General features: G+C 32.5%; 27 protein-coding genes. 23 read left to right on the top strand and 4 right to left on the bottom strand.

Annotated elements, in window-relative coordinates:
- Nucleotides 1–208 precede the first annotated feature (208 nt).
- The 8 genes from GKG01_RS04675 to udp all read left to right on the top strand — a co-directional run bounded on the left by GKG01_RS04675 (nucleotide 209) and on the right by udp (nucleotide 6,909).
- Nucleotides 209–1,336, top strand: coding sequence for an acyl-CoA dehydrogenase family protein (locus GKG01_RS04675; protein ID WP_154271655.1), 1,128 nt, complete (start codon nucleotides 209–211; stop codon nucleotides 1,334–1,336).
- 8 nt (nucleotides 1,337–1,344) lie between these two features.
- Nucleotides 1,345–2,466 (top strand): acyl-CoA dehydrogenase family protein, encoded by a 1,122-nt coding sequence (locus GKG01_RS04670; protein WP_154271654.1) that lies wholly within the window; start codon nucleotides 1,345–1,347, stop codon nucleotides 2,464–2,466.
- A 54-nt stretch (nucleotides 2,467–2,520) separates the two neighbouring features.
- Complete coding sequence (locus GKG01_RS04665; RefSeq protein ID WP_316058445.1) at nucleotides 2,521–2,718, top strand: acyl-CoA dehydrogenase family protein; 198 nt, start codon at nucleotides 2,521–2,523, stop codon at nucleotides 2,716–2,718.
- A 15-nt stretch (nucleotides 2,719–2,733) separates the two neighbouring features.
- On the top strand, nucleotides 2,734–3,561 hold the full coding sequence (locus GKG01_RS04660) for a PhnD/SsuA/transferrin family substrate-binding protein (RefSeq protein ID WP_102164640.1): 828 nt from the start codon (nucleotides 2,734–2,736) through the stop codon (nucleotides 3,559–3,561).
- Nucleotides 3,551–4,726 carry a cobalamin-independent methionine synthase II family protein gene (locus GKG01_RS04655; protein ID WP_094206853.1) on the top strand — a complete coding sequence of 392 codons (1,176 nt, stop codon included), beginning with the start codon at nucleotides 3,551–3,553 and terminating at the stop codon, nucleotides 4,724–4,726. Before GKG01_RS04660 ends, GKG01_RS04655 begins: the two co-directional genes overlap by 11 nt.
- Nucleotides 4,719–5,171: an OsmC family protein gene (locus GKG01_RS04650; protein WP_094203338.1), complete on the top strand. Its 453-nt coding sequence runs from the start codon at nucleotides 4,719–4,721 to the stop codon at nucleotides 5,169–5,171. Before GKG01_RS04655 ends, GKG01_RS04650 begins: the two co-directional genes overlap by 8 nt.
- A gap of 391 nt (nucleotides 5,172–5,562) precedes the next feature.
- The gene (locus GKG01_RS04645; RefSeq protein WP_094206854.1) at nucleotides 5,563–6,078 is read left to right on the top strand and encodes a tryptophan transporter; all 516 of its coding nucleotides are present in this window, start codon (nucleotides 5,563–5,565) and stop codon (nucleotides 6,076–6,078) included.
- Between the two features lie 57 nt (nucleotides 6,079–6,135).
- On the top strand, nucleotides 6,136–6,909 hold the full coding sequence (gene udp / locus GKG01_RS04640) for a uridine phosphorylase (RefSeq protein WP_094206855.1): 774 nt from the start codon (nucleotides 6,136–6,138) through the stop codon (nucleotides 6,907–6,909).
- A 134-nt stretch (nucleotides 6,910–7,043) separates the two neighbouring features.
- Here udp and GKG01_RS04635 read toward each other — a convergent pair whose 3' ends face one another.
- On the bottom strand, nucleotides 7,044–7,577 hold the full coding sequence (locus GKG01_RS04635; RefSeq protein WP_094205354.1) for an NYN domain-containing protein: 534 nt from the start codon (nucleotides 7,575–7,577) through the stop codon (nucleotides 7,044–7,046).
- Entirely contained in the window at nucleotides 7,567–8,301 is a 735-nt protein-coding gene (rlmB, locus tag GKG01_RS04630) for a 23S rRNA (guanosine(2251)-2'-O)-methyltransferase RlmB (RefSeq protein WP_094206856.1), read from the bottom strand. The genes GKG01_RS04635 and rlmB overlap by 11 nt, the downstream gene beginning before the upstream one ends.
- 89 nt (nucleotides 8,302–8,390) lie before the next feature.
- Here rlmB and GKG01_RS04625 point away from each other — a divergent pair, with 89 nt between their 5' ends.
- Both GKG01_RS04625 and GKG01_RS04620 read left to right on the top strand, forming a co-directional pair.
- A complete protein-coding gene (locus tag GKG01_RS04625; protein ID WP_154271653.1) occupies nucleotides 8,391–9,836 on the top strand; it encodes an alpha-amylase in 1,446 nt (481 codons plus the stop codon).
- Nucleotides 9,829–10,437 carry a ribonuclease H family protein gene (locus GKG01_RS04620; protein ID WP_154271652.1) on the top strand — a complete coding sequence of 203 codons (609 nt, stop codon included), beginning with the start codon at nucleotides 9,829–9,831 and terminating at the stop codon, nucleotides 10,435–10,437. The genes GKG01_RS04625 and GKG01_RS04620 overlap by 8 nt, the downstream gene beginning before the upstream one ends.
- A gap of 270 nt (nucleotides 10,438–10,707) precedes the next feature.
- Here GKG01_RS04620 and GKG01_RS04615 read toward each other — a convergent pair whose 3' ends face one another.
- Nucleotides 10,708–11,952: a hemolysin family protein gene (locus GKG01_RS04615; RefSeq protein WP_154271651.1), complete on the bottom strand. Its 1,245-nt coding sequence runs from the start codon at nucleotides 11,950–11,952 to the stop codon at nucleotides 10,708–10,710.
- Between the two features lie 184 nt (nucleotides 11,953–12,136).
- Between GKG01_RS04615 and GKG01_RS04610 the strand changes: the two genes are divergently transcribed.
- The gene (locus tag GKG01_RS04610) at nucleotides 12,137–12,655 is read left to right on the top strand and encodes an adenine phosphoribosyltransferase (protein ID WP_154271650.1); all 519 of its coding nucleotides are present in this window, start codon (nucleotides 12,137–12,139) and stop codon (nucleotides 12,653–12,655) included.
- Between the two features lie 78 nt (nucleotides 12,656–12,733).
- Here GKG01_RS04610 and GKG01_RS04605 read toward each other — a convergent pair whose 3' ends face one another.
- Nucleotides 12,734–14,182, bottom strand: a complete 1,449-nt coding sequence (locus tag GKG01_RS04605; RefSeq protein WP_154271649.1) for a nicotinate phosphoribosyltransferase — start codon at nucleotides 14,180–14,182, stop codon at nucleotides 12,734–12,736.
- A 114-nt stretch (nucleotides 14,183–14,296) separates the two neighbouring features.
- Here GKG01_RS04605 and GKG01_RS04600 point away from each other — a divergent pair, with 114 nt between their 5' ends.
- From GKG01_RS04600 to hcp, 12 genes are all read left to right on the top strand, one after another.
- Nucleotides 14,297–16,639: a heavy metal translocating P-type ATPase gene (locus GKG01_RS04600; RefSeq protein WP_154271648.1), complete on the top strand. Its 2,343-nt coding sequence runs from the start codon at nucleotides 14,297–14,299 to the stop codon at nucleotides 16,637–16,639.
- Nucleotides 16,639–16,839 carry a heavy metal-associated domain-containing protein gene (locus GKG01_RS04595; RefSeq protein ID WP_154271647.1) on the top strand — a complete coding sequence of 67 codons (201 nt, stop codon included), beginning with the start codon at nucleotides 16,639–16,641 and terminating at the stop codon, nucleotides 16,837–16,839. The genes GKG01_RS04600 and GKG01_RS04595 overlap by 1 nt, the downstream gene beginning before the upstream one ends.
- Complete coding sequence (locus GKG01_RS04590; RefSeq protein WP_002841343.1) at nucleotides 16,839–17,102, top strand: metal-sensing transcriptional repressor; 264 nt, start codon at nucleotides 16,839–16,841, stop codon at nucleotides 17,100–17,102. The genes GKG01_RS04595 and GKG01_RS04590 overlap by 1 nt, the downstream gene beginning before the upstream one ends.
- Before the next feature lie 150 nt (nucleotides 17,103–17,252).
- Nucleotides 17,253–17,792: a ribosome-associated translation inhibitor RaiA gene (raiA, locus tag GKG01_RS04585; RefSeq protein ID WP_094209488.1), complete on the top strand. Its 540-nt coding sequence runs from the start codon at nucleotides 17,253–17,255 to the stop codon at nucleotides 17,790–17,792.
- A gap of 155 nt (nucleotides 17,793–17,947) precedes the next feature.
- Complete coding sequence (gene deoD / locus GKG01_RS04580) at nucleotides 17,948–18,652, top strand: purine-nucleoside phosphorylase (RefSeq protein ID WP_002835475.1); 705 nt, start codon at nucleotides 17,948–17,950, stop codon at nucleotides 18,650–18,652.
- 1 nt (nucleotide 18,653) lies between these two features.
- A complete protein-coding gene (gene deoC, locus GKG01_RS04575) occupies nucleotides 18,654–19,295 on the top strand; it encodes a deoxyribose-phosphate aldolase (RefSeq protein WP_154271646.1) in 642 nt (213 codons plus the stop codon).
- Between the two features lie 51 nt (nucleotides 19,296–19,346).
- A complete protein-coding gene (locus GKG01_RS04570) occupies nucleotides 19,347–20,138 on the top strand; it encodes a PHP domain-containing protein (RefSeq protein ID WP_154271645.1) in 792 nt (263 codons plus the stop codon).
- Complete coding sequence (locus GKG01_RS04565) at nucleotides 20,138–21,079, top strand: 2-hydroxyacid dehydrogenase family protein (protein WP_154271644.1); 942 nt, start codon at nucleotides 20,138–20,140, stop codon at nucleotides 21,077–21,079. The genes GKG01_RS04570 and GKG01_RS04565 overlap by 1 nt, the downstream gene beginning before the upstream one ends.
- Before the next feature lie 59 nt (nucleotides 21,080–21,138).
- Nucleotides 21,139–22,431: a hypothetical protein gene (locus GKG01_RS04560; RefSeq protein WP_094206867.1), complete on the top strand. Its 1,293-nt coding sequence runs from the start codon at nucleotides 21,139–21,141 to the stop codon at nucleotides 22,429–22,431.
- Between the two features lie 2 nt (nucleotides 22,432–22,433).
- Nucleotides 22,434–23,453: a Wzz/FepE/Etk N-terminal domain-containing protein gene (locus GKG01_RS04555; protein WP_154271643.1), complete on the top strand. Its 1,020-nt coding sequence runs from the start codon at nucleotides 22,434–22,436 to the stop codon at nucleotides 23,451–23,453.
- Nucleotides 23,454–23,536: 83 nt separating this feature from the next.
- A complete protein-coding gene (locus tag GKG01_RS04550; RefSeq protein WP_154271642.1) occupies nucleotides 23,537–24,190 on the top strand; it encodes a Crp/Fnr family transcriptional regulator in 654 nt (217 codons plus the stop codon).
- 88 nt (nucleotides 24,191–24,278) lie between these two features.
- Nucleotides 24,279–25,940: a hydroxylamine reductase gene (gene hcp / locus GKG01_RS04545; RefSeq protein ID WP_154271641.1), complete on the top strand. Its 1,662-nt coding sequence runs from the start codon at nucleotides 24,279–24,281 to the stop codon at nucleotides 25,938–25,940.
- Nucleotides 25,941–26,050 lie beyond the last annotated feature (110 nt).

The raw sequence follows: 26,050 nt of genomic DNA, 5'->3' as shown, positions 1-26,050 counted from the left end.
TATAAATGATTAAAAAATTTATAACGTTGATTTTTCAATGATAAAACGGATAAAAAAATCAAGAAATTTTCTAATTTGTTAAAATTCGAATGAAATTGGTAGGATTTATAGAAAGTTTCAATAAATGAGTAATTTTTAACAATATTTCTGGTTTTATTAGAGAATTAGTGATATCATATAATTGAAATATAAACTTTAGGAGGGTTTTATGAATTTTTACGAAGAATCAAGAAAATTTGCATTGGAACATGTAGAACCATATGCAAAGAGATCAGATGAAGAAGGTAGATTTCCTGTAGAATCATTTGAAGAAATGGGAAAAGCTGGTTACTTCAAATTACTTATTCCAGAAGAAATGGGTGGTTTAGGAAAGACTGCTGTTGAACACCAACAAGCTGTTTTAGCATTTGCTGAAAGCAACCCAACTGCTGGTCTTTGCTACATGATGCACAACGTTGCTTTAATGACTGTTCTTACTAATGGTAATGAAGAATTAAAGAAAAAAGTTGTTAAAGACATAGTTGAAAACAACAAATTCATGGCTTTAGCATATTCTGAATTCGGAACTGGTACTCACTTCTACATTCCAGAAATCAAAGTTACTAAAGACGGTGGAAAATTCGTTTTCAACGGAACAAAATCAATGGTAACAAGTGCAACTCATGCAAGCTATTACTTAATTTTAACTCCATCAACTGAAAAAGAAGGAGACATCAACAACTGGTTAATTCCATTGGAATCTGAAGGTTTAGAATTCAAGATGAGCCACTGGAAAGGCATTGGTATGAAAGGTAATGTTTCATGTCCAATGACTATGACAGATGTTAAATTAGACGAAGTTAACAGAATCGGCGAAGAAGGTTCAGGTGTTGACCAAGTATTTAACGTTGTAGCTCCATACTTCATTTTAGGTTTAGCAAGTGTTTACACTGGATTGAACTTAAGATTATCAAAAGTTACTAATGATTACGCATTGAAGAGAAAATACCCTTCAGGAGATTCTTTAGCTAACATTGAAACAGTACAAGTTCACTTAGGTAAGATTTATTCAAATGGTATGAGTGCAAAAGCTCTTACAGAATTAGCAGCTAGATCTTTAGTTGATGGTGAAGAAGATGCAGTATGCAAGATTATCGCAGCAAGAGTTTGTGCTATCGAAAATGCAATTGAATCTTCAACACTTGCAATGAGAGTAGGTGGAGGTAAGACTTATAACTGCGCATCTGAAATCCAAAGATTGATGAGAGATGCTTACGCTGGACAAATCATGGCTCCATCACTAGACGTTCTTAACGTTTGGTTAGGAAAAGCTATCACAGGTCAACCACTTTTATAGGAGGCTTAATGGGGATTTACGAACAAGCAAAAGAATTTGCAAAAAAATATTTAGAAGAAGAAGGAAAAAAATCTGACAAGGATTGCACTTTCCCAAAAGAAGCATTTGAAAAAATGGGAGAAGAAGGATTTTTAAAACTTTTGATTCCTGAAGAAATGGGCGGACTTGGCAAAGGAGCAAAAGAACATCAAGAAGTTACAATGGCATTTGCTGAATACAATCCATCTGCAGCATTATGCTATATGATGCATAATGTTGGAATCAGTGGAGTGTTGGATTATGGTCAAAAAACTTTAATTGATAAAATAGTAAAAGATGTCGTTGAAAATAATAAATTTATGGCATTGGCTGATTCAGAATTTGGTAGTGGAACACATTTTGGTAATCCAGAAATGACCTGTACTAAAAATGGAAATGACTATGTGTTCAAGGGTACTAAATCAATGGTAACAAGTGCAACTTATGCAAGTTATTATCAATATAACAGTAAATCAGCTGAATTTGAAGGTAAAACGACATATTGGGTTGTTCCATTGGAATCTGAAGGTTTGAGTTTCAATATGGAATATTGGGATGGAGTTGGAATGAGAGGAAATGTTTCTTGTCCAATGAAATTTGACAATGTTAAGTTGACATCTGATTACAGACTAGGGGAAGAAGGCGGAGCAGATGAAGTCGCAAGTGTTGTAACAAAGATGTTTTTACTTGGACTTGCTAGTGTATATGCTGGTTTAAATATTAGAATATCAAACATTACTAATAAATACGCTACAAGTAGAAAATATCCAAATGGAAAATGCTTAGCAGATATTGAAATTGTTCAAATGTATTTGTCTAAGATATATTCAATGGCACAAAGTGCAAGAACACTATCAGAAGATGCAGCAGAAGCTATAGTTAATAATAGCGAAGATATGCTTAAAAAAATTATTGCAGCAAGAGTGACTTCAATTGAAAATTCAATGAACTCAGCTACACTTGCAATGAGAATTGGCGGCGGAATCACTTATAATAAGAAGACTGAAATAGAAAAGTTGATGAGAGATGCCTACGCTGGACAAATTATGGCACCATCATTGGATGTTCTCCATGTAATGTTAGGTGGTATTTTAGCGACAGAAAACAAGTAAATAGGACACAAATATCAATAAAAAGGTAGAAATGATGAAGATGCTTTACAAAAAATAATAGCTTCCAGAGTTATTGCAATTGAACATGCGATGGAATCCTCAACTCTTGCAATGAGAGTGGGTGGAGGAATTAGTTACAATAGAAAGACTGAAATTGAAAAATTGATGAGAGATGCTTACGCTGGACAAATTATGGCACCATCTTTAGATGTGTTGCATGTTATGTTAGGACAATCTTTATCAAGTAAATAAAATAGGAGGAATTAAATGAAAAAATTAAAAATAGGTGCAGTTATTTACGCTCCAAGAGTTACAGTAATATGGGAAATGATTGAAGAATTTTTCAAGGAAAATGGAGCAGAAATCGAAGGAGTATTCTTCAAAGACTACAAACTACAAGTAGATGCTTTAATGAATGGAGAAATTGATGGAGCATGGAATTCCCCATTAGCACATTTAGACGCTCATTTGAGATCTGACGGAAAAGATAAGATCGGATGTATGAGAGATACTGATAGAGATAAGAAAACTTATCTAGTAGTTAAAAAGGGAAATTTTGAAAAAGTTTCTGATTTAAAAGGAAAAACAATAGGATTTGGAGCTATTGATTCTCCACAAGCAAGACTTATTCCTATAAACTATTTACATCAAAATGGTTTAGAATATGGTAAAGATTACACTGAAAAAAGATTTGATATCGGTGTTGGCTTACATGGAGACCACGTTGGTGGAGAAAAAGACAGCATGATTGCTATGGTTAATGGAGAAGTTGATGCATCATTCTGTTTAAGTACAAATTATGATGCTTGGATTAGTGATGGTACACTAGACAAAAACGAAGTTGAAGTTTTAGATAAAACTGATAACTTTGACCATTGTATATTTACATTCAATCCTGAAGTTTCTGATGAAGACATCAAAGCATTTGATGACATTATGTTCAAGATGGATTACAACAACGAAAAAGAAAAAGAAATCATGGATCTTGAAGGATTAAAACAATGGATTCCTGGTAGAAGAGAAGGTTTCAAACAAATTACTGAAGCTAATGAATATTTAGGAAATTTCTTAAAGGAATTCAATAGTGAACAATAAATTATTCAATACCTCTTTGATAGGATCTATGCCAAGAGGAGACGAAATAATGAAAGCTCGTAGGATGTTAAAGGCTAATATGATTAGCCTTTCTGACTACGAACAATTGGTATATGATAAGACTAAAGAAGTTGTAAAATTACAAGAAGATTTGGATATCGATGTAATCACAAGTGGAGAAATAGAAAGAGACAATTACGTATCTTTTATTTCTGAAAAACTAGGTGGAGTAACTCAAATGAGTATGGCCGAAATGCTAGATTACGTCGATGATAAAAGAGAGTTCGAAAATATTTTGACGACATTGGATGTTCCTGCTACATCTATTAAGAACGCTATTTGTACTGGCAAATTGGAATATAAAGGAGACATTGTATCAGAAGAATTAAAACTTTTGAAATCATTAACTGATAAGCCTGTTAAGATTACAATGCCTGGTCCTTACTTGGTTACAAGAAGTATGTGGCTTGCAAATGTTAGTTCCAAATATTACGACAGTAAGGAAGATTTGGGAGAAGATGTAATTGATATCTACAGAAAAGAAATCAAAAATCTTCAAGAAATCGGAGTAGATGTAATTCAATTTGATGAACCAGTTCTTACAGAAATTGTGTTCACTGAAGGTAAACCAAGAACATTTATGTGTGCATCTTTGTCTACTAGAAAAGATCCAACTGAAGAGTTAAAGTTTGCCACACATTTGATAAAAAGCGTGATGGATAGTGTCGATAGGGACAAATCTATTTGTTCACTTCACGTGTGTCGTGGTAATTGGAGTAAAAACGAAAGTATTTTATTGACAGGCCCTTATACTCCGCTTTTAGATTTGTTTGCAGATATCAATGCTGATTTATTGGCGTTAGAATTTTCTACTCCAAGAGCTGGGGAATTAAAAGCATTACTAGCTGATGAAAGAATCAATAACAAAGTGATTTTGGGACTTGGAGTGTTAAATCCAAGATTGGATGATAAGGAAGATACAGATGGAATTTACAAAAGAGCCAAGGAAGCTCTTACATTTATCGACAAGGATAAATTATGGCTAAACCCAGACTGTGGATTTGCTACATTCTCCAATAGACCAGTAAATGAATACGACCACATAAGAGAAAAACTACAATCGATGATTGATGCTAGAAATAAATTGAGGAAAGAATATGAATGATGATATAAATTCATTCCAAAAGAGTTTCAGAGCTATTGTATCCGATGATTTGGTCAAAGTTTACAACGAAAAATCATGTATTCCTGTGGACTCATCTATTTCATTTGATTCAGAAAAAGAAGAATTTACATCAATTGATTTTTTCGTAAGCTCCATCGTTTCAGAGTTGATTTTGACTATGATGAGAGTTGCAAAGAAAAGAAACACTATATTACAAGATATCGAAGCTAAGGTGAACTTAGATATCGACAATCCGATGTATCTGTTAAATGTTATAGGTTTTGAAGATAAGAGTATTATCAACAAAATCAATATTGACATTTATTTCTTCTCATTTTATGAAGGAGAAGAATTGCAAGAGTTTTTGGATGAAGTTTTGGATAGAACTTTGATTTACAATTCTATAAAAGATTTGGTAAATGTTAATTTTAAAACTGTTTTATAACTTGTAAATTATTTTATTTGTGATATAATATTAGGAAATATTTAAAAATATTAAATTCAATAGATAAGATAGTAGTATAAATGAAACTTCAAGAGAGGAAATGGTTGGTGCGAATTTCTAAGAGAAGTTTATATGAATGGGGTTATCTGAATTTTGAATGAAAAATAGTAGTTCAAAAAGTGATTCTCACTTTACAGGGATAGGATATGGAAGTATCTGAAAGAGATGTGTGCATTTTTGCACATAAATTAGGATGGTAACGCGAGTTTTGACACTTGTTCCTTTTGGGGAACAGGTGTTTTTTTATTATAAAGGCAGGTGAGTGTAATGAAATGAACTTATGAAATGATTTTAGAAGAGAAAAATTTTATGAAAAAGAAAGGAAGATATTATGGATTCAAAAAAATTAACAGTAAGTTCGATATTTTTAAGTGTAGGATTATTGCTTCATTACGTTACACCTGCGTTGTTCATGGGAGTAAAACCAGATTTTTTGTTAGTAATGATGTTTTTGGCAATATTATTTATGGATAATGTAAAAGAAGCTTTTGTGTTGAGTTTGTTTGCAGGGGCAATTGCAGCTTTTACAACAAGTTTCCCAATGGGACAGCTTCCAAACATAATTGATAAATTAGTTTCAGGAATTATTGTATTTTATTTGTTCAAATTGATGGGAAAAACCAGCAGAAAATCCAATCTCATATTTGCGATAGGAACTTTGACAAGTGGATTTGTATTTTTATCTCTTGCAATTCCAATGGGAATGGGTACAGAAAATTTTGTAGAGCTACTACCATCAATGTTTGTTGCAGTGTGTTTACCAACTTCAGTTTTGAATACAATTGTGGGAATTTTCTTCAAAAAAATAATTTATCGCACAAATTACATCAAAATCAACGCTCAATAATGCTATTTATCTAAAATTAGTATATACTAGTAATATAGATAAAAAAGAGGTGATTTTATGAAATACGCAGAAGAAGGCGTGCAATATCATTTGAATATTAAAAATGGAGATGTAGGGAAGTATGTAATCCTTCCAGGAGATCCAAAAAGATGCGAAAAAATTGCAAAGTATTTTGACGATGCAAAATTAGTAGCAGATCATAGAGAATATGTAACATACACTGGAACTATAAATGGAGAAAAAGTTTCTGTAACAAGCACTGGAATCGGTGGTGCTTCTGCAGCAATAGCAATGGAAGAACTTGTCAAAGCAGGTGCAGATACTTTCATAAGAGTTGGAACTTGTGGGGGAATTCAAGAAGATGTAAAAAGTTCTGATGTGGTTATAGCAAATTCAGCTATAAGAGCTGAAGGAACGAGTAAAGAATACGCTCCGATAGAATTTCCTGCAGTTGCAAACTTAGATGTGACAAATTCATTGGTAAAAGCTTCAAAAGATTTGGGGCACAATTACCACGTTGGAGTTGTTCAATGTAAAGACAGCTTCTATGGACAACACGAGCCAGAAAAAATGCCTGTGTCATACGATTTATTAAACAAATGGGAAGCTTGGAAAAGGCTTGGCACATTGGCAAGTGAGATGGAATCGGCAGCTCTTTTTGTAGTTGCAAATTATCTTCGAGTAAGATGTGGATCTTGTTTTTTGGTTGTAGCAAACCAAGAACGTGAGAAAAAACACTTAGACAATCCTGTGTGTCATGATACTGATGTAGCCATTAAAGTTGCAATTGAAGCAATAAAAAACTTGATAGAGAAAGATAAACAAGAATAAATGGTGGAAATTTAATTTTAAATTTTGACAATTTATATGTAGGGTGATATAATAAAAACAGTTAATAACGTTTTCATTTTATCCATTAAATGGGTATCTCCTTATGTTAAAAAAACAAAACTAGGTCACATAACCTAGTTTTGTTTTTTTATTTCATCTTGAAGTTTTTCTAATTGTTGATAAATTTCATCATCTATAGTAACAATATTTTCAGTAGATTGTTTTCTTTTCCTTAGCTTAGATCTTCTGAGGTTTTCTTTTAAAGTTAGATAATTTTTCCAAAGTTCATTGGCGCTAATTCTAATTCCTCCACGCGATAAAATAATTCGTTGAATCATTCCATCGTTGCTTGCCACATACATTTTGTCGTGCTTTTTCATATCGTTGACTTTTCTCTCAATATATCTGTCTGCAGATTCGTGTTCTTTTGTGTAAACCACCGTCAAATTATCACGCTTTTCTTCAATGCTCATTCCACCTTTTACAAGATAAGCATCAAAAACTACATAAACTTGTTCTCCGCTTAGATTTTGATACTCTTTCATTATATCAATGAGCTCTTCACGGGCACTATCCAAATCCACATCGTTTGATAATTTGTACAAATTAGGCCATGCATTTATTATATTATAACCATCGACATAAAGATAAATTTGTTTATTTTTCATACCTTTGGCGTATGACTTCATAAATTAGAATGCTCGCAGCATTTGATGCGTTGAGTGATTCTGTTTTTCCATACATAGGGATTTTAATTAATTGATCACAATTTTCTCTGACTAATCTCGAAATTCCTTTGCCTTCGTTTCCGATTACAAGGCCGATAGGTCCTTTCAAGTTAGCTTGTGTGTGAGTTTGTGAAGCTTCGCCACAAGCCCCGTAAATCCAAATGTTATGTTCTTTTAAATAATTAATTGTCGTGGTTATGTTGGTTACACGTGCGATTTTGATATTGAAAACAGCTCCTGCGCTTGTTTTGATTGCAGTTGCATTGACTTCACAAGCTCGGTGTTTTGGAATTATAACTCCGTGGCATCCTGCAACTTCTGCAGTTCTAATGATGGATCCTAAATTGTGAGGATCTGTTATTTCGTCTAAAATTATCAAAAAAGGATCTTCATTTTTTTTCTTGGCGTAAATTATCATTTCATCAACGCTTGAATAACCAAAACTTGGCATTTTTGCCATAACACCTTGATGAGCAGTGTTTTCTGCGAATTTTTCGATGTATTTTTTATCGACGTATTCGATTTTAATTCCCATATCGTAAGCTTTTTTTTCTATTTTTTTAATAAATCCTTTTAATTCGCCTTTTTGTATGTATAGATTGGTTACTCCCATATCCATTTCCAAAGCTTCCATAACAGGATTTCTACCGACTAAATATTGCATTTATTCTCCTTATTCTTATCATTTTAATGTTATAATCTTATTAGATTATACAATATAAAGCAATTTCTTACAATTAATAGGAGGAACAAATGGGAAACGAAATAATGATGCAGGCTTTTGAATGGTACTTACCAGACGATGGAAATTATTATAAAAATTTGACGAAAGAAGCGAAAAATTTAAAAGAAAAAGGTATTGATGCGTTGTGGATTGCTCCAATGTTTAAAGCAACAGGAACAAATGATGTTGGTTATGGTGTGTATGATTTGTACGATTTGGGAGAATTTGATCAGAAAGGATCTGTGCGCACAAAATATGGAACTGTAGAAGAATTGAAAAAATTAATCGAGGTTTTGCACGAAAATGATATAAAAGTGTATGCAGATGTAGTTTTAAATCACAAAGCTGGAGCTGATTTCTCAGAAACTTTTAAAGCTTACGAAGTCGATCCTAACGACAGGACGAAAAGAATTACTGATGCTTATGATATTGAAGCATGGACTGGGTTTGATTTTAAAGGTAGGAATGGAAAATATTCTGAGTTCGTGTGGCATTTCCAACATTTTAATGGAGTTGATTTTGATAATAAACAACAAAAGAAAGCAATTTTTGAAGTCGCTGGAGAAAACAAAGGATTTAGCAAGAATGTTTCTAACGAAAAAGGAAATTTCGATTATTTGATGTTTGCAGATATTGACCACAAAAATCCTGATGTTAAAGATGAGCTTTTTAGATGGGGAGAATGGTTTGTGAATTATGTTAATGTGGACGGATTCAGATACGACGCGCTTAAACACATTGACGATGAATTCATAATTGATTTCACCAAACATATACAAAATGTTGTTAATCGCGATTTTTATTTTTTCGGTGAATTTTGGTTACAAGATAAGGACAACACCAATCATTATTTGTACGATACGAAATATGACGTGGATTTGTTCGATGTGGCACTTCATTTTAATATGTATTCTGCATCGAAAATGGGCGATAAATTTGATATGAGAAAAATCTTCGATAATACTTTGGTAAAAGAACATCCAACCATTGCAGTTACATTCGTGGATAATCACGACAGCGAACCTGGTCAATCATTGGAATCATTTGTTGAACCTTGGTTTAAAAAGATTGCGTACGGTTTGATTCTACTAAGAAAAGACGGATATCCTTGCATATTCTACGGCGATTATTGTAAAATAGGTGGAGAATTTAATATCGAAGGGCAAAAGGATATTATAGATAATTTGATGTACATCAGAAAACACTACGCATTTGGAGAACAGACAGATTATATGGAAAATGAGAATTTGATAGGTTGGATTAGACACGGTGATGATTTTCACAATCCAATGGCTGTTGTAATCAGCACAGCTGACATCAACACTTTGAGAATGAATGTTGGAAAGGAAAATGCAGGTAAAAAGTATACGGAAATCACTGGAACAAATTCTAATGAAATTGTAATAGACGATGATGGTTTTGGAGATTTTGAAGTGGGAGCTGGAACTTTGAGCGTGTGGGTATGTAATGAGTAAATTTTATGCGGTAAAAATAGGGAGAAATCCTGGGATATACAATAGTTGGTCAGAGTGCCAACAACAAGTAAATGGTTTTAAGGGAGCGATTTTCAAATCTTTTAAGACAAAAGAAGAGGCAGATAATTTTATAAATGGCGAAGATAATAAAAAAGTAGCGTCCATTGATAACTTAAGTGAAAATGAGTGTGTGGCTTATGTAGATGGATCATTCAAAAAAGATACGGGAGAATATAGTTTTGGTTGTGTGCTGTTTCACAATAGTAAAATCGACAAATTCAATCAAAAATTTCCCAAATCAGAATTCTCAACGCATAGAAATGTATCGGGAGAAGTAAGTGGATCGGTATTTGCAATTAAAAAAGCAGTCGAACTTAAAATGAACAAAATCACGATTTTTTATGATTATCAAGGGATTGAAAGCTGGGCTAATGGCGACTGGAAAACAAACAATAATTTAACCAAAAGCTACAAGAAATTTATCGACGAAATAAAGCCTCAAATCGATATTAATTTTGTAAAAGTTAAAGGTCACTCCAACGATACTTATAACGATATGGCTGATGAATTGGCAAAAGAGGCGTTGGGAATAGGGAAATAATAAAATATTAAAAAAATTAAAGTAGATTACATTTTTGCTAAGAATATCATACGGAATAAATTGTTGTGATTTCTCATCGAAGAACTACGTTAAAAAATCCAACTGTTTGAGAGCCTTGCTTGAGTTTTGGATTTTAGTAGTTCGAGATTTTGAAATCGCCAATTTATGTAGTCAGATGTTCGTGCAAAAATGATTTTCTACTTTTTGTTTATGTTATTATATTTGGAACTTTTCCCACAAAAAAACTCTCACGAATCTCGTGAGAGTAAATTATTTGAATATTATCATTAGTTGTGTAATTTTTCTTTTATCAACATTGACTACGACGAATTTCAAGTTTTCAAATTCAACCTCATCTTTTGATTTAGGCATTCTGTCCAATAATTCTATTACAAATCCTCCGATTGAATCGAATTTGTCGCTTTGAATGTCAAGGTCAAATCTTTCGTTTACTTCATCAATTCTCATTTCAGGATCGACTAAATATTCGTTGTCGCTAAGTTTAGTTACTTCTTTTTCGTGGTCGTATTCATCGTCGATTTCTCCGACAAGTTCTTCCAAAATATCTTCCATCGTTACAATTCCACTAGTTCCACCGTACTCATCGATAATTATACTGATGGAAATATTTTTAGTTCTCATTTGTTTGAACAAATCCACTACTGGAATGTATTCATAAGCATAAAATGCTGGTTTTAGGATATCTCTGACTTTAAAATCTCGGTCATCTTCGATGATTTTGTGCGCTAATTCTTTTATGTGAAGAACGCCTATAATATCGTCAATATTGTCCTCGTAAACAGGAATTCTAGAATAAGTAATATTTTTGATAATTTCCTTCAAATCACTTTCTGCGTCTTCGATATCCACTGATGCCATGCTAGTTCTTGGAGTCATAATATCAACTGCTAAAGTTTCCTTTAATTCCAACGCATTTATCATTATTTCAGTTTCTTGGTTTTTAATGACGCCTTCTTCTTCACTAACTTCCACCAAAGTTTTTAGTTCTTCTTCGGTAAGTGTCGAACTATCTTCGTCATCTCCAATAAAAAGCTTGATTATTAAACGAGTTAAAAGGTTTAATACTTTTACAATTGGTTTGAAAACTATCGTCAAAAAATAAATAAACCTAGAAAATTTTAAAGCTACGGATTTGTTTTTATATTGTGCAATTGTTTTCGGTATAACTTCACCGAAAATCAATACAAAAACAGTCATTACAACTGTAGATATCAAAGCTCCGTTTTGATGAAAAATATTTGTGAATAAAATTGTAGCTATAGAACTCGCTGCGATATTTACAATGTTGTTACCAATTAAAATAGTAGATATGGTAGTTTGCATATTATCGTGCAGTTTCTTCAGTAAATGTGCATTTTTGTTATCCTTTTGGTCTAATTGTCGAACTTTTATTTTGCTTACAGATGTTATCGCCGTTTCACTTGATGAAAATACAGCGGACATTGCAACCAAGAACACTAACGCAATTATTTGCGAGACACTCGAACTGTCCATTACATCACTCTCCAAACATATCGTAACATATATAAATATAGTTGTAAATAAAATATTTTGACAAAATTTTTAAATAAAAAACATAACGATTTAGAAAACTAAAAATAATTTAACAACAAACAAATCTCACAATATGGTATACTATAGATGTAGATAATACAGTAAAAAAGAAACGGTGATGAAAATGGATTTAAAAGAGAAAATTAGAGTTATAGACGGATTTCCAAAAGAAGGAATCTCATTCAAAGACATTACTACATTGTTAAATGACAAAGAAGCCTATAAATACGCAGTAGACCTTATGGTAGAAGACTTAAAAGACAAAGGGATAACTGTGATAGCAGCTCCAGAAGCTAGAGGATTCTTGTTCGGATCAGCTGTAGCATATGCGCTTGGAGTTAGATTTGTTCCTGTTAGAAAACCTGGAAAACTTCCTGGAGAAGTGTCAGAGTATTCTTATGATTTGGAATATGGTACCGACAAATTAGAAGTACACAGAGACGCGATTCATGAAGGCGACAAAGTTGCTATAGTTGACGACTTATTGGCAACAGGTGGAACTGTGAATGCAGTAGCTAAGTTAGTTGAAAAAAACGGTGGCGAAATCACTGCTATGGAATTTTTGATTGAACTTACTGAACTTGGCGGAAGAGATGTTAACAAAAATTATTACATCAATACTTTAGTACAATACGATATCTAAATCTTATCCACATGTCATGCATGTGGATTTTTAATTGCAAAAAAGCACAACCAAAATTTTATGGTTGTGCTAAATTTACTATTTGCTTTGCATTAATAAATTGTATTTTATATCCCACAATTTTTGTGACAAATCGACGTGGAACAAATGAGGATGTTCAAATCTTTTTACTTCTTCCCATTGTTCAGCAATTTGTTCATTTTTTCTTTCGATTATTTTATCTAATGTTGGAAGTTCGTATACCAATTCTCCCTTATCAAACACTCTAACCAACAATTCTTTTGTTGTGAAGTTGGTTAATGTTTTTCTCTTCCAAGTGTGAATAGGGTGGAAGATTTCCAAATCCTTTGATTCGTCGATTTTTTCATCGTGAAGAGTTATTAAATCGGCTTCTGCTTTGCCGCTACTTTTGTCGTAAATTCTGTAAACTGTTTTGAATCCAGGAGTTGTGATTTTTTCGATATTTTCACTGATTTTAATTTTAGGGATGATTTCTCCGTTAGGTTTTTCAACCGCACATAATTTGTACACGCCGCCTAAAACTGGATCTGATTTTGCAGTTATTAATCTTTCACCAACGCCAAATCCATCTAGTTTTGCTCCTTGTTCAATCAAATCAGCGATTGTGTATTCATCAAGTGAATTACTTGCCATGATTTGACAGTTTTCATATCCAGCATCATCCAACATTTTACGGGCTTGTTTTGATAAATAAGCAAGGTCACCACTGTCAATTCTGATGGACATATTCTTAATTCCACGAGGTTTCAAAACTTCGTCGAAAACTTTTATCGCATTTGGAACACCGGATTTTAAAACGTTGTAAGTGTCCACTAAAAGTGAGCAAGAATTTGGGAAAATTTCTGCGTATTTTTTGAAAGCTTCGTATTCTGAATCAAACATCATAATCCATGAGTGAGCCATTGTACCAAAAGCAGGAACATCGTAAGTGATATCTGTTAAAGTATTGCTTGTAGCAGTAGCGCCACCTATGAAAGCTGCTCTTGCACCCAGAACTGTAGCATCCACACCTTGCGCACGTCTTGCGCCAAATTCCATAACAACTCTTCCTTCAGCTGCATGAACAATTCTATTCGTTTTAGTTGCAATCAATGATTGATGATTGATTGATAAAAGTGCGAAAGTTTCTATCAATTGCGCTTGTGGAGCAGGTCCACGAACTATCATCAAAGGTTCGTTAGGAAATGCAACTGAACCTTCAGGCATTGCCCAAACATCGCATTCAAATTTGAAATTTCTAAGATAATCTAAGAATTTTTCGCTGAACATATTCTTGCTTTTGAAATATTCGATGTCTTTTTCGTCAAACTTCAAATTTTGAATATATTTTACCACCTCTTCTAATCCTGCAACGATAACAAATCCTCCATTGTCTGGAATTCTTCTAAAATACAAATCAAAATAAGCATATTCATCTTCCATATTGTTTTCCAAATATCCATTCATCATTGTAAATTCGTAGAAATCAGATAACATGCTTAAATTTTCATAATTTTTCCAATCCATAATCTGCCTCCATATTTTATTATGAATATTATAATCCAAATCCAAATCTTTGACAAAGTATTTTAAATATTATATAATAACCATACCACCAGTAGGGGGGTAGAAAGGAGAAAAATGGAAGAAATAAAATTAAAAATACAAGGCATGAGCTGTGAATCATGTGCGGCTAGAATAGAAAAAGTTTTAAGTAAATACGAATACATCGACACAGTTAACGTGAACTTGCTTCAAGAATACGCATATTTGAAATTAAAAGAAGGATACGATATAGAAACTATAGTAGGCAAAATAAAAAAAGCGGGATATGATGTTCCTGTGAAGACATCGAAGTTTGATATCGAAGGAATGAGTTGTCAGTCATGTGCATCTAGAATTGAAAAAGTTTTGAACAAAAATAATTTCAAAGATGTTAACGTGAATTTGTTGCAAAACTCACTTACAGTAAGTTTTTATGAAGGATACAAGACCAATTCTGATGTAAAAAGATTAGTTGACAAAGCAGGATATTCTGCAGAAATAAAAACAGACAATAAAATAGCTAACGAAAAAAATATAACTGAATACGAAAAATTGAAAAGAGATTTTATAATTTCTGCGATTTTTTCAATTCCTTTGTTTTCAGCGATGTTTTTTCATATGGCAGGAGTTCACACGATTTTAAATAACGGATATTTTCAATGGGCGTTGGCAACTGTGGTTCAATTCTACATCGGAAGAAGATATTATGTGAATGCATACAAATCACTAAGAGGTGGAGGAGCAAACATGGATGTTCTAATAGCATTGGGAACAAGTGCTGCCTACTTCTACTCGATTTATCATGTATTAATAGGATCTGACCAATTGTATTTTGAATCGTCTGCTGTTGTTATCACTTTGATTTTACTCGGAAAAGTTTTCGAAAAAAGAGCGAAGACTAGAACTACTGATGCTATAAGTAAATTAATGGGACTTCAAGCGAAAAAAGCTAACGTAATAAAAAATGGTAAAACTATCGAAACTGATATTGAAGATGTAATGGTTGGAGATAAAATTCTTGTAAAACCAGGAGAGAAAATCGCTGTTGATGGAATTATAATTGAAGGAAGCTCATCGATTGATGAATCGATGATTACTGGGGAATCAATGCCAGTGAAAAAACAAGTCGGAGATGAATGTATTGGTTCTACGATCAATAAAAATGGATCATTTGTGTTTGAAGCGAAAAAAATTGGTGAAGATACAGTTCTAAGTCAAATCGTGAAATTAGTGGAAGATGCACAATCCAACAAAGCGCCAATTCAAAGACTAGCAGACAAGATTTCATCTGTTTTTGTACCCATTGTTATTGTAATCGCTGTGATTACATTCGCCATCACTTATTTTGTGACAAAACAATTCGACAGAGCGTTGTTAAATTCAGTTTCAGTTCTTGTAATAGCGTGCCCTTGTTCATTGGGACTTGCAACTCCTACAGCTATTATGGTAGGAAGCGGCAAAGGCGCAGAGCTTGGAATTCTAATAAAAAGTGCTGAAGTTTTAGAAACTGCAAACAAAATAGATGCAGTTATTTTGGACAAAACAGGAACAATAACAAATGGTAAACCGGAAGTTGTAGATTACCAATCAAAAGATACAGAATTCTTAAAAATCGTATCCTCAATTGAAAAAAACTCAGAGCACCCACTTGCAGATGCTATAGTTAAAGAATATGAAAAAAATAGTTCGGAGTTCTTTAAAGTTGAAGATTTCGATTCGATTACTGGTAAAGGACTTTCAGCTAAAATAAATAATGACAATTACTATATTGGCAATGAAAAATTGATGAGAGATAATAATATTAATGTCAATGTAGATATTCAAAAATATCAATCTCAAGGAAATACAGTTGTGCTTGTTGGAAAGAACGATGAATTTTACGGATATATTTTGATTGCAGATAAAATAAAAGAATCCTCACCAGAAGCTGTTTCAAGATTAAAAGACAATAATATAGATGTATATATGATAACTGGTGATAGCGAAAATACTGCAAAACATATCGCAGAGAAAGCTAACATCGACCATGTGATAGCAGAATGTTTGCCAAAAGACAAATCAGATAAAGTGTTGGATTTGAAAAATCAAGGCAAAAAAGTAGGAATGGTTGGAGATGGAATAAACGATGCTCCAGCACTTGCAACAAGTGATGTTGGATTTTCTATTGGAACTGGTACTGATGTTGCGATTGAGGCGAGTGACATCACAATTATAAATGGCGATTTAAATAAAGTTAATACTGCGATAAGATTAAGTCACAGAGTAATAAAAACAATAAAACAAAATTTGTTCTGGGCGTTTTTCTACAATGTTATTGGTATTCCGATTGCTGCATTTGGATTTTTGAATCCAATGATAGCAGGTGCTGCAATGGCGTTCAGTTCGGTAACCGTAGTTACAAATTCGTTAAGAATTAAAAATTTTAAGGAGGAAAAATAATGAAAAAAGAATTTGAAGTATTGGATATGGTGTGCAATCATTGCGTGGAATCAGTGACAAAAGCTTGTAAATCAGTCGATGGAGTTACAGATGTAAATGTTTCATTAGAAGACAAAAAAGCCGTAGTTGAAGGCGATTTTAATGATGATGACATCATCAAAGCTATTGATGAAATAGGATTTGAGGCTACTGTGAAATAATGACAGAACACAAACAAAAAGCCCTCAAAAAAATCAAAACTGTTCGTGGACAACTCGATGCGATTGTAAATATGATTGAAGAGGACAGATACTGTGTGGATATTTCCACTCAGATTTTGAGTTGTATTGGTCAATTGAAAAAAGCGAACATCGACATTTTAAATGGACATATGAGAACATGTGTTAAGCATGCAATAGAAAATGATAATGCAGATGAAAAAATTGAAGAAGTAATCAACATTATTGACAAATATATCAAATAATGAAGACTTCCCCAGCAAATGAAAATTTGTAAGGGGAAGTTTTTTGTTTTTTAATTTAGTGATTAGTATCGTTTGCAAAAATGTAAATTGGGTATATATAGAATAAGAAAATAAGAAATTATTTCTTAATTCATAAACAGGAGGAATTTTATGAAACTTAATTATGTAACAAAAGATATCAAATTGACTGATGATTTGAAACAAATGGCAGAATCTAAATTACACAAGTTAGATAAATATTTCCATGACGAACAACAAGCTCGTGTAGTATTCAAAAAAGAAAAAGATAAAGCGAGAGTTGAAGTCACTATGATTTTAGATAAAGGAGTTGTTTTAAGGGCGGAAGAATCCAACGAAGATATTAAAACAGCTATCGACAAAGTTGAAGACGCGTTAGCAAGACAAATAAGAAAACATAAAACAAAATTACAAAAGAGATTTACAGAAAGTAATTCAATAAGATTTGAAGCTGTTGAAGAAAACAACGACAAAGAAATCCCAACAGGTGCTATCGTTAAGACAAAAGAATTCGGAATCAAACCAATGGACAAGGAAGAAGCTATCATGCAAATGGAATTAATCGATCATGATTTCTTCGTGTTCTTGGATTCAAAAACTAATAATGTAAATGTTGTTTACAAGAGAAAAGATGGCAACTATGGATTATTAGTTCCAGGATTTGAAAAATAGCAAAAATGTTCAAATTGATGATATAATAAGAGAGAAACAGGATTTCTCTCTTATTTAAGTGGAAATAATGTTAAAATCAGTTTAAGAAAAAATGCAATCAAAAATATATCAGAAAAATTTTTGAGGTTGTCATTGTAAATTATTAGGAGGTAATTATGTCAACACCACATATCGAAGCGAAAAAAGGAGACATCGCAAAAACAGTTTTATTGCCAGGAGATCCATTGAGAGCGAAATTTATTGCAGATAATTTCTTGGAAGATGTAAAACAATTCAACGCAGTTAGAAATATGTTCGGATACACTGGAAAATACAAAGGAAAAGAAATTTCTGTTATGGGAACTGGAATGGGAATTCCATCTATAGGAATTTATTCTTACGAACTTATCAACGAATACGGAGTAGAAAATCTAATTAGAATTGGTTCAGCAGGAGCTTACAGTAAAGATTTGGATTTGTACGATGTCGTAATAGCGATGGGAAGTTGTTCAGATTCCAATTTTGCTCACCAATTCGATTTGGAAGGAACTTTTTCAGCGATTTGTGATTATGATTTGTTGAGAAAAGCAGTAAATGTTGCAGAAGAAAAAAACATCGACGTTCATGTTGGAAATGTATTCTCAGCAGATATTTTCTACAACCAAAAATCTGAAGAATGGAAAAAATGGGAAAAAATGGGCGTGCTAGCAGTTGAAATGGAAAGCTACGGATTGTATTTGACAGCAAAAGCAAACAACGCAAGAGCTTTGACTATTTTGACAATTTCTGACTCATTCCATTCAGATAAGCAAACTACTCCTGAAGAAAGACAAACATCATTTACAAAAATGATGGAAATAGCATTAGAATTAGGTGAATAATATGGAATTAAATAAATATATCGACCATACTTTATTAAAAGCAGATGCAACATCAGCTGACATCAAAAAAATCTGCGAAGAAGCAGTTAAATACGATTTTAAAAGCGTGTGCGTAAATTCTTGTTACACATCTTTGGTTAAAAAGTCTTTGGAAAATTCAAGCGTTTTGGTGTGCACTGTTGTGGGATTTCCGCTTGGAGCTATGAGCATCAAATCAAAAGCTTTTGAAGCAAAGACAGCAATCGAAGATGGAGCAGATGAGATTGACATGGTTATCAATATTGGCAAATTAAAAGAACAAGATTATGATTATGTTGAAAAAGATATCCAAGCTGTAAGAGATGCCACAAAAGGAAAAGTTTTGAAAGTAATTATCGAAACTTGTTTATTAACTGATGAAGAAAAGAAAAAAGCTTGTGAAATCTCCGTGAAGTGTGGCGCTGATTTCGTGAAGACTTCTACAGGTTTTTCAACAGGCGGAGCAAAAGTAGAAGATGTCAAATTGATGAAAGATACTGTTGGAGACAAAGCTATGGTAAAAGCAAGTGGTGGAATTCATTCTAGAGAAGAAGCTTTATCTATGATAGAAAATGGAGCAGACAGAATCGGAGCATCAAGCGGTATTAAAATAGTAGAAGGATAATTGTAAAAGATGCTAAATATTTAGCATCTTTTCGTTCATTTAAGGAGTTATATGTATTATAGAGATCAACATTGTCATACGGAATTTTCATTTGATAGTAAAGAAAAATTTGAGAATTATTTGAAACTTGTCAAAGGTGACATAATAACAACTGAACACTTGGATTATGGATTTACCTATAATGATGGTAGAGTTGAGGATGTGGACATTGATTATGACAAATACGCGAAAGTGATTGAAGAACACAACCAAAAAAGTTCACAAAAAATCTTAAAAGGAATAGAAATTGGATACACAACCGAAAACTTAGAGAAAATCAAAAACACTGTGAACAGCAGAGATTATGACATTCAACTTCTATCAGTTCATCAATACGATGGCAAAGATTTTATGAATCCAAAGCCAGAAGATTACTCTCAAAGAGAGTTTCTTACAAATTATTTTGAAAAAATGCTGGAAGCTGTGAATAATTTCAAGGATTTTGACGTATTAACACACATTGATTATGCATTGAGACTTAACAGATTGGAATCTAAAAATATGGACATTGTAGATGAATATTTGACAAAAGTTTTTGCAGAAATCATTAATGATGAAAAAGCATTGGAGCTTAACACAAGAAGTGTGTACCAATACGACAACTTAGAATATTACACATTTGCGCTCAAAAAATACGTAAAAATGAAGGGCAAATTATTCTCAGTTGGTAGCGATGCGCACTATGAAAATTATTACAGATATCACTTTGATGATGCTTTCAAATTATTAAAAAGTGTGGATGCAAAGTATTTGGCGATGTTTGAAAATAGAAAAATGGCAACTATTAAAATGGAGGATATGTAATGAAAGTTTTGATTACTAATAGAATCCCTGAAGAAATTATTAAAAAATACGAAGAAAATTTTGAAGTAGATTATCACGATAGTTTGGATTTTTTGTCAAAAGAAGAATTGAAAGCAAGAATAAAAGATGCAGAAGCCTTGGTATGTCCTTTGAGTGAAAAAATCGATTCAGAAATTATCGATGCAGCGAAAAATTTGAAAATAATTGCAAATTACGGCGCTGGTTTTGATAATGTTGACATTGATTACGCAAAAGAAAAAGGAATAATTGTCACAAACGCACCAGCATCTGCATCTACAAAATCGACTGCAGAATTGACTTTTGGTTTGATAATAGATTTACTCAGAAATATTACGAAGATGAATTCTGATTGCTATGATAATTCATTTGAAGGATGGAAGCCTGTGTATGGTTTGGGAGAAACATTGGAGGGAAAAACTTTGGGGATAATTGGACTTGGAAGAATTGGAACTGAAGTTATGAGAAAAGCCAATGCGTTTGACATGGATGTGATATTCTACAATCGTAGCAAAAAAGAAGTTGATGGAGCAAAGCAAGTAGAGTTAGATTATTTACTTGAAAACAGTGACGTAATAACTTTACACACAGCTTATAGCGACGAATTGTATCACTTAATAGATGCAAAAGCATTCTCAAAAATGAAAAAAACAGCTTTTCTAATCAACGCATCGCGTGGCAAAGTTATTAGCGAACAAGATTTGATAAATGCATTAAATAATGGAGAAATTGCTGGTTGTGCATTGGATGTGTACGAATTTGAACCTAAAATTTCAGAAGATTTGAGAAATGCTAAGAATATTTTATTGGCGCCTCATTTGGGAAATGCTACTAAACTTGCGAGAGTTCAAATGGGAGAATATACTTTTGACAATATTATGCAATTTAAAAACGGAGAAATCCCTAAAAATAAAGTAAATTAGTTTATTATCGCGTTTAATTATGGTATACTAATCTAGTAAAAAAATGAAAAGGGGATTTTATGACTGATGATATAAAAGCATTGTTCCAATCAAAAGGGTTTTTTGTGTTTTTATCATTGATGTTTAAATTGTTTTTGGATTTGAGCTACTCTTATGCAATAAGTCCGTTGTTTTCGTATATGGGACTTGTAAACAATTTAAATATTTACAAATTGATAGAATCGTACGCTTTGGTTGTGATAATGTGTTATACGATAAGGCATAAAGTAGAGAGAGTCAGTGATTTTTATCTGATGCTATTTTATGTTTTGATAATCATACCATGTTTAAATATATATCCTTATAAGGATTTCTCCAGATTATATATGTACATGTTAATAGCATCGTTTTATACTATGCAAATTTTCGCTAATTCACCGAAATTGAGAGTATCTTTCTCGGATAAAAAAATCAACGAAAATTTCATTGTCTATGCTTTTGCACTGGTTGGAATATTGATGTTTACTTGGATAATAATGCGAGGCGGACTAAAATATTTGAATTTCGATTTTAGAAAAGTTTACGACACTAGAAGGGAAATCGCGGAAGTAATCTTCCCAGGACCATTTGCATATTTTATGAACTGGTATGGTAAAATTATCAACCCAACTTTGTTGGTGTTCTGCCTTTGGGATAGAAAAAAATTAGGAACTGTAATCACATTGATTTGCCAAGTATTTTTCTTTGGATTTACTTCACATAAGTCAATGCTATTTTATCCAGTTTTGGTAATTTTTATAGCTATCGTAAAGGGAAACAAATACACTGGAAATTTAATGACTATGGGACTAGCGGGGCTTACATTTTTGTGCTTAGCTTTTTATTTGATAACTGACAATTGGCAACCGATAAGTGTAATTGTAAGACGTGTCTTCATGGTAACTGCAGATAATCATTTTAGATATTACGATGCATTCAAAAACATTGATTTCGTGTATTTGACAGACAAATCTTGGGTATTTGGTGGAAGATTGTATCCATATAATTATCCAATCCAAGCATTGATTTCGATGATTTATTACGGTCATCCAAATACTTGGGTAAACACTGGATTCATTGCAAATGGATACGCTAACTTTGGTTTTTACGGAATGTTAACTTATTCTGCAGTAACTGGTTGGTTAATTGGAATTATGGATGAAATCTCATACAAAAAAATGCCTTTGTGGGTAGCGATAGCAATAACTATTGTTCCTGTGTTCAATCTTATTAGTGTAGATTTACTTACAGGACTTCTATATCACGGATTGATAATGAGCATAATTTTAATGTGGTTATTGAGTAAAAGAGATAAAAAAGTTAAGGAGATATAAACTTGGAAGAATTAAATTTAAAAGAAGCGTGGCAAGCAATACTTAGAAAATTGCCACACATTATAATAATAATGCTTGTGTGTGCGTTATTGACAAATGTTTTTAATAATGTTTTGGGAAAGGACTCTTACTCATCAAAAGTTTCAATAATGGTGGGAAGTCCAGAAGATTTTGAAAAAGAAGGAGCAGTTGTTTCCAAAGTAGACGCAATGATCAATACACAATTGGTTTCAAATGTTGAACAATTGATTAAATCAAATTCTGTTTTGGATAGAGTAGCAGAAAAAGTAGGAAATGGTGTTAGCTCTTCTGATTTAAAGAAAGATTTGAAAGTAAAAAGCGTTCCATCTACATCAATTATTGAAATGGAATATTCAAGTGAAAGCGCTGAACAAACTAACAAAGTATTGGAAGAATCATTAAAAGCTATTACAGATTTGACTAAAAAAACAATGAAAAAAGATAACATTCAAGTCGTTGATGCACCTAATGCCAAGAAGAAAATCAAACAACTTGTCAATAAAATGGACACAGCAATAGGATTGTTCTTGGGAATGTTAATCGGTCTAGCATATGCATTCGCTTCTTACTACAAAGATCCTAATATTTTCAGTAAAGAACAATTGCAAAATAAATTGGGACTTGAAACAGTTAGCGTACTTTCAAATGATTACAATGAAAATTCAAATAGTGCATTGAGCTTATTGAACAGAAGAATAGATAATTTTGATAATGTTGGTGTGTTTAGTTTTGATCAAAACACAGCAAATTTAGCCAAAGCATACAATTCAAATTTCGATAAGAAAATTACCGCTGTAAGTCCAATTTCAGAAAAAGTAGACCTTACAGATTTGACAAAAGACATTCAAAACGCAATCGTACTTTACAAGAAAGACGATTCAAGATTAGGAGAAATCAAAAACACATTAGAAGCCATAAAATCGTTGGGAATTAATCCAATAGCAGCAGTTGAAATCTCCAAATACAATTCAGACGACAAAAAATATTTACCATACGCTTAAAGCCAAACGCATTAGAATGAAAATTCTGGTGCGTTTTTTATTGTACATATAAAATTATTGGGTATAAAAATAATGGTGATTAAATGATAAATTCAAAACTTTTTAAAAATTTTACAGAAGAAGAATTTGAGCAATTTCTCATTGAATCAAATTCGATAATAAACAAATACAACAAAAATTCGTACGTATTTTCCCCAGGAGATATTTGTAATAAAATCTACGTTTTGAAAAGTGGAAAGCTCAGTCTTGAAAAGACGGATATTAATGGGAAAAATACTGTGGTGAATATTTTCAAAAATCATGGGGAAGTAATGGCTGAGGTGTATTCATATTTGAATAAAATTAGCGATTTTACATTAGTGTGCAACACTGATTGCGAAATTCTTGAAATTCCTGTAAGTTTTTTCGATATATCTGAAAACTCCACTCCGATTAAAAATAAAATTATGACTAATCTTATAACGATTCTTGCAGAAAAAGCATTTTTCTTAAATAGCAAGGTAAGATTGTTGTCTAGTTTTTCATTGAGGCAAAAAATCGCAACTTTTTTAATTCAAACAGAAAAAAAAGACGTATCAAAAACTGGAATGACAAGACAACAGATGGCAGATTTTATGGCTACGACCAGACCTTCATTATCAAGGGAATTATTGAGCATGGAAGATAGTGGTCTTATAGAATTAAACGGATCTGAAATTAAAATTAAAAACAGAGAAGAATTGGAAAACTTATTGTAATGAACAAATGTAACTTATGTTACAGAAACCCAAACTTTAAATTAATTATAATTAAACCATAAGTTAGAAAAAATCAGGAGGAAAGAAAATGGAAAAAACTATTGAAAAAAATGAAGAAATGTTTTGTTATCAATGTCAAGAAACTGCAAAAAACATTGCATGTACAAAACGAGGCGTGTGTGGTAAAACATCAGATGTTGCAAACATCGAAGATTTGCTTGTTTGGGTTACAAAAGGATTAGGCGAAATCCTAACTAGAATGAGAAAAGAAAACAAAGATATCTCTAATTTACATTCTTATGTCAACAATAATTTGTTTACTACAATTACAAACGCAAACTTCTACTATGAAGATTTGTTAGAAAAAGTAAAAGAAACTATCGATTTGAACCAAAAATTAATCGAGGGCTTAGATGACAAAGAAAACTTGTCAAAGGCAGCTTTGTATAACGAAAAAGACGATGATGAATTAAAATTGAAATCACAAATTATCGGTGTTTTGAATACTTTGGATGACGATAAGAGAAGTCTTAGAGAACTTATTACTTACGGATTGAAGGGAATGGCAGCCTACAATAGACACGCTAATGTTTTGGGAAAATTCGATGAAAATGTAGACGAATTTATGGAAAGTACGTTAGCAAAATTAATGGACGATAGTTTGTCCGTAGAAGATTTGATAGATTTAACATTACAAACTGGATCAAATGGTGCAGCAGCAATGGCTCTTTTGGATAGTGCAAATACATCTGCTTACGGAAATCCAGAAATTTCAGAAGTAAACATAGGAGTTAGAAACAATCCTGCTATTTTGATTTCAGGTCATGATTTGAAAGATATGGAAATGCTTTTGGAACAAACTCAAAACACAGGAGTAGACGTGTACACTCACAGTGAAATGTTACCTGCAAATTATTATCCAGCTTTCAAAAAATACGATAATTTCGTGGGAAATTACGGAAATTCTTGGTGGTTACAAGACAAGGAATTCGAATCATTTAATGGTCCAATCTTGATGACTACTAACTGCATAACTCCACCAAAAGATTCTTACAAAGATAGAGTATTCACAACTGGCGTTGCAGCATATCCTGGAATGAAACACATTGTAGCAGATGAAAATGGCCACAAAGATTTCTCAGAAATAATCGAACTTGCAAAAAAATGTGATTCACCAAAAGAAATCGAAAACGGTAAAATAGTCGGTGGATTTGCACATAATCAAGTTTTAGCTTTGGCAGACAAAGTTGTTGAAGCTGTTAAAAATGGAGATATTCAACAATTTGTAGTAATGGCTGGTTGTGACGGAAGACAAAAAGGTAGAAATTACTACGAAGATTTTGCTAAAGCATTGCCTGATGACACAATTATTTTAACTGCTGGTTGTGCAAAATACAGATACAACAAATTAAACTTAGGAGATATCAATGGAATTCCAAGAGTTTTAGATGCAGGTCAATGTAACGATTCTTATTCATTGGTTGTAATTGCACAAGCTTTACAAAAAGCTTTTGGTCTTGATGATATCAACGATTTGCCAATTAGCTACAACATTGCATGGTATGAACAAAAAGCAGTAATCGTACTACTTGCACTTTTGAGCTTAGGCGTTAAAAATATTCATCTTGGACCAACTCTTCCTGCATTCTTATCTCCAAATGTAGCCAATGTTTTGGTAGAAAATTTTGGAATTGCTCCAATAGGAGAAGTTGATGAAGATATGAAAAAATTTGGAATAAAAACAAAATAATTCGTGAAAATTCATTTAATTAAGAGTCCGAAAGGGCTCTTTTTTGTTTGAAAAAATCTTGTTTTAAAATCGATTGACTTCCAATTTTTAAAGATATATTATTATATAGA

The organism is Finegoldia sp. BIOML-A4, from assembly GCF_009679635.1.
GTDB lineage: Bacteria > Bacillota > Clostridia > Tissierellales > Peptoniphilaceae > Finegoldia > Finegoldia magna.
The sequence above is the reverse complement of the archived record's forward strand: the minus strand, read 5'-3'. Positions and strand labels throughout refer to the sequence as shown.

Bases quoted from the DNA above. Each gene is read 5' to 3' on its own strand.
- GKG01_RS04675 (WP_154271655.1), top strand. From the start codon at position 209: ATGAATTTTTACGAAGAATCAAGAAAATTTGCATTGGAACATGTAGAA.
- GKG01_RS04670 (WP_154271654.1), top strand. From the start codon at position 1,345: ATGGGGATTTACGAACAAGCAAAAGAATTTGCAAAAAAATATTTAGAA.
- GKG01_RS04660 (WP_102164640.1), top strand. From the start codon at position 2,734: ATGAAAAAATTAAAAATAGGTGCAGTTATTTACGCTCCAAGAGTTACA.
- GKG01_RS04650 (WP_094203338.1), top strand. From the start codon at position 4,719: ATGAATGATGATATAAATTCATTCCAAAAGAGTTTCAGAGCTATTGTA.
- GKG01_RS04645 (WP_094206854.1), top strand. From the start codon at position 5,563: ATGGATTCAAAAAAATTAACAGTAAGTTCGATATTTTTAAGTGTAGGA.
- udp (WP_094206855.1), top strand. From the start codon at position 6,136: ATGAAATACGCAGAAGAAGGCGTGCAATATCATTTGAATATTAAAAAT.
- GKG01_RS04635 (WP_094205354.1), bottom strand. From the start codon at position 7,577: ATGAAAAATAAACAAATTTATCTTTATGTCGATGGTTATAATATAATA.
- rlmB (WP_094206856.1), bottom strand. From the start codon at position 8,301: ATGCAATATTTAGTCGGTAGAAATCCTGTTATGGAAGCTTTGGAAATG.
- GKG01_RS04625 (WP_154271653.1), top strand. From the start codon at position 8,391: ATGGGAAACGAAATAATGATGCAGGCTTTTGAATGGTACTTACCAGAC.
- GKG01_RS04620 (WP_154271652.1), top strand. From the start codon at position 9,829: ATGAGTAAATTTTATGCGGTAAAAATAGGGAGAAATCCTGGGATATAC.
- GKG01_RS04615 (WP_154271651.1), bottom strand. From the start codon at position 11,952: ATGGACAGTTCGAGTGTCTCGCAAATAATTGCGTTAGTGTTCTTGGTT.
- GKG01_RS04610 (WP_154271650.1), top strand. From the start codon at position 12,137: ATGGATTTAAAAGAGAAAATTAGAGTTATAGACGGATTTCCAAAAGAA.
- GKG01_RS04605 (WP_154271649.1), bottom strand. From the start codon at position 14,182: ATGGATTGGAAAAATTATGAAAATTTAAGCATGTTATCTGATTTCTAC.
- GKG01_RS04600 (WP_154271648.1), top strand. From the start codon at position 14,297: ATGGAAGAAATAAAATTAAAAATACAAGGCATGAGCTGTGAATCATGT.
- GKG01_RS04595 (WP_154271647.1), top strand. From the start codon at position 16,639: ATGAAAAAAGAATTTGAAGTATTGGATATGGTGTGCAATCATTGCGTG.
- GKG01_RS04590 (WP_002841343.1), top strand. From the start codon at position 16,839: ATGACAGAACACAAACAAAAAGCCCTCAAAAAAATCAAAACTGTTCGT.
- raiA (WP_094209488.1), top strand. From the start codon at position 17,253: ATGAAACTTAATTATGTAACAAAAGATATCAAATTGACTGATGATTTG.
- deoD (WP_002835475.1), top strand. From the start codon at position 17,948: ATGTCAACACCACATATCGAAGCGAAAAAAGGAGACATCGCAAAAACA.
- deoC (WP_154271646.1), top strand. From the start codon at position 18,654: ATGGAATTAAATAAATATATCGACCATACTTTATTAAAAGCAGATGCA.
- GKG01_RS04570 (WP_154271645.1), top strand. From the start codon at position 19,347: ATGTATTATAGAGATCAACATTGTCATACGGAATTTTCATTTGATAGT.
- GKG01_RS04565 (WP_154271644.1), top strand. From the start codon at position 20,138: ATGAAAGTTTTGATTACTAATAGAATCCCTGAAGAAATTATTAAAAAA.
- GKG01_RS04560 (WP_094206867.1), top strand. From the start codon at position 21,139: ATGACTGATGATATAAAAGCATTGTTCCAATCAAAAGGGTTTTTTGTG.
- GKG01_RS04550 (WP_154271642.1), top strand. From the start codon at position 23,537: ATGATAAATTCAAAACTTTTTAAAAATTTTACAGAAGAAGAATTTGAG.
- hcp (WP_154271641.1), top strand. From the start codon at position 24,279: ATGGAAAAAACTATTGAAAAAAATGAAGAAATGTTTTGTTATCAATGT.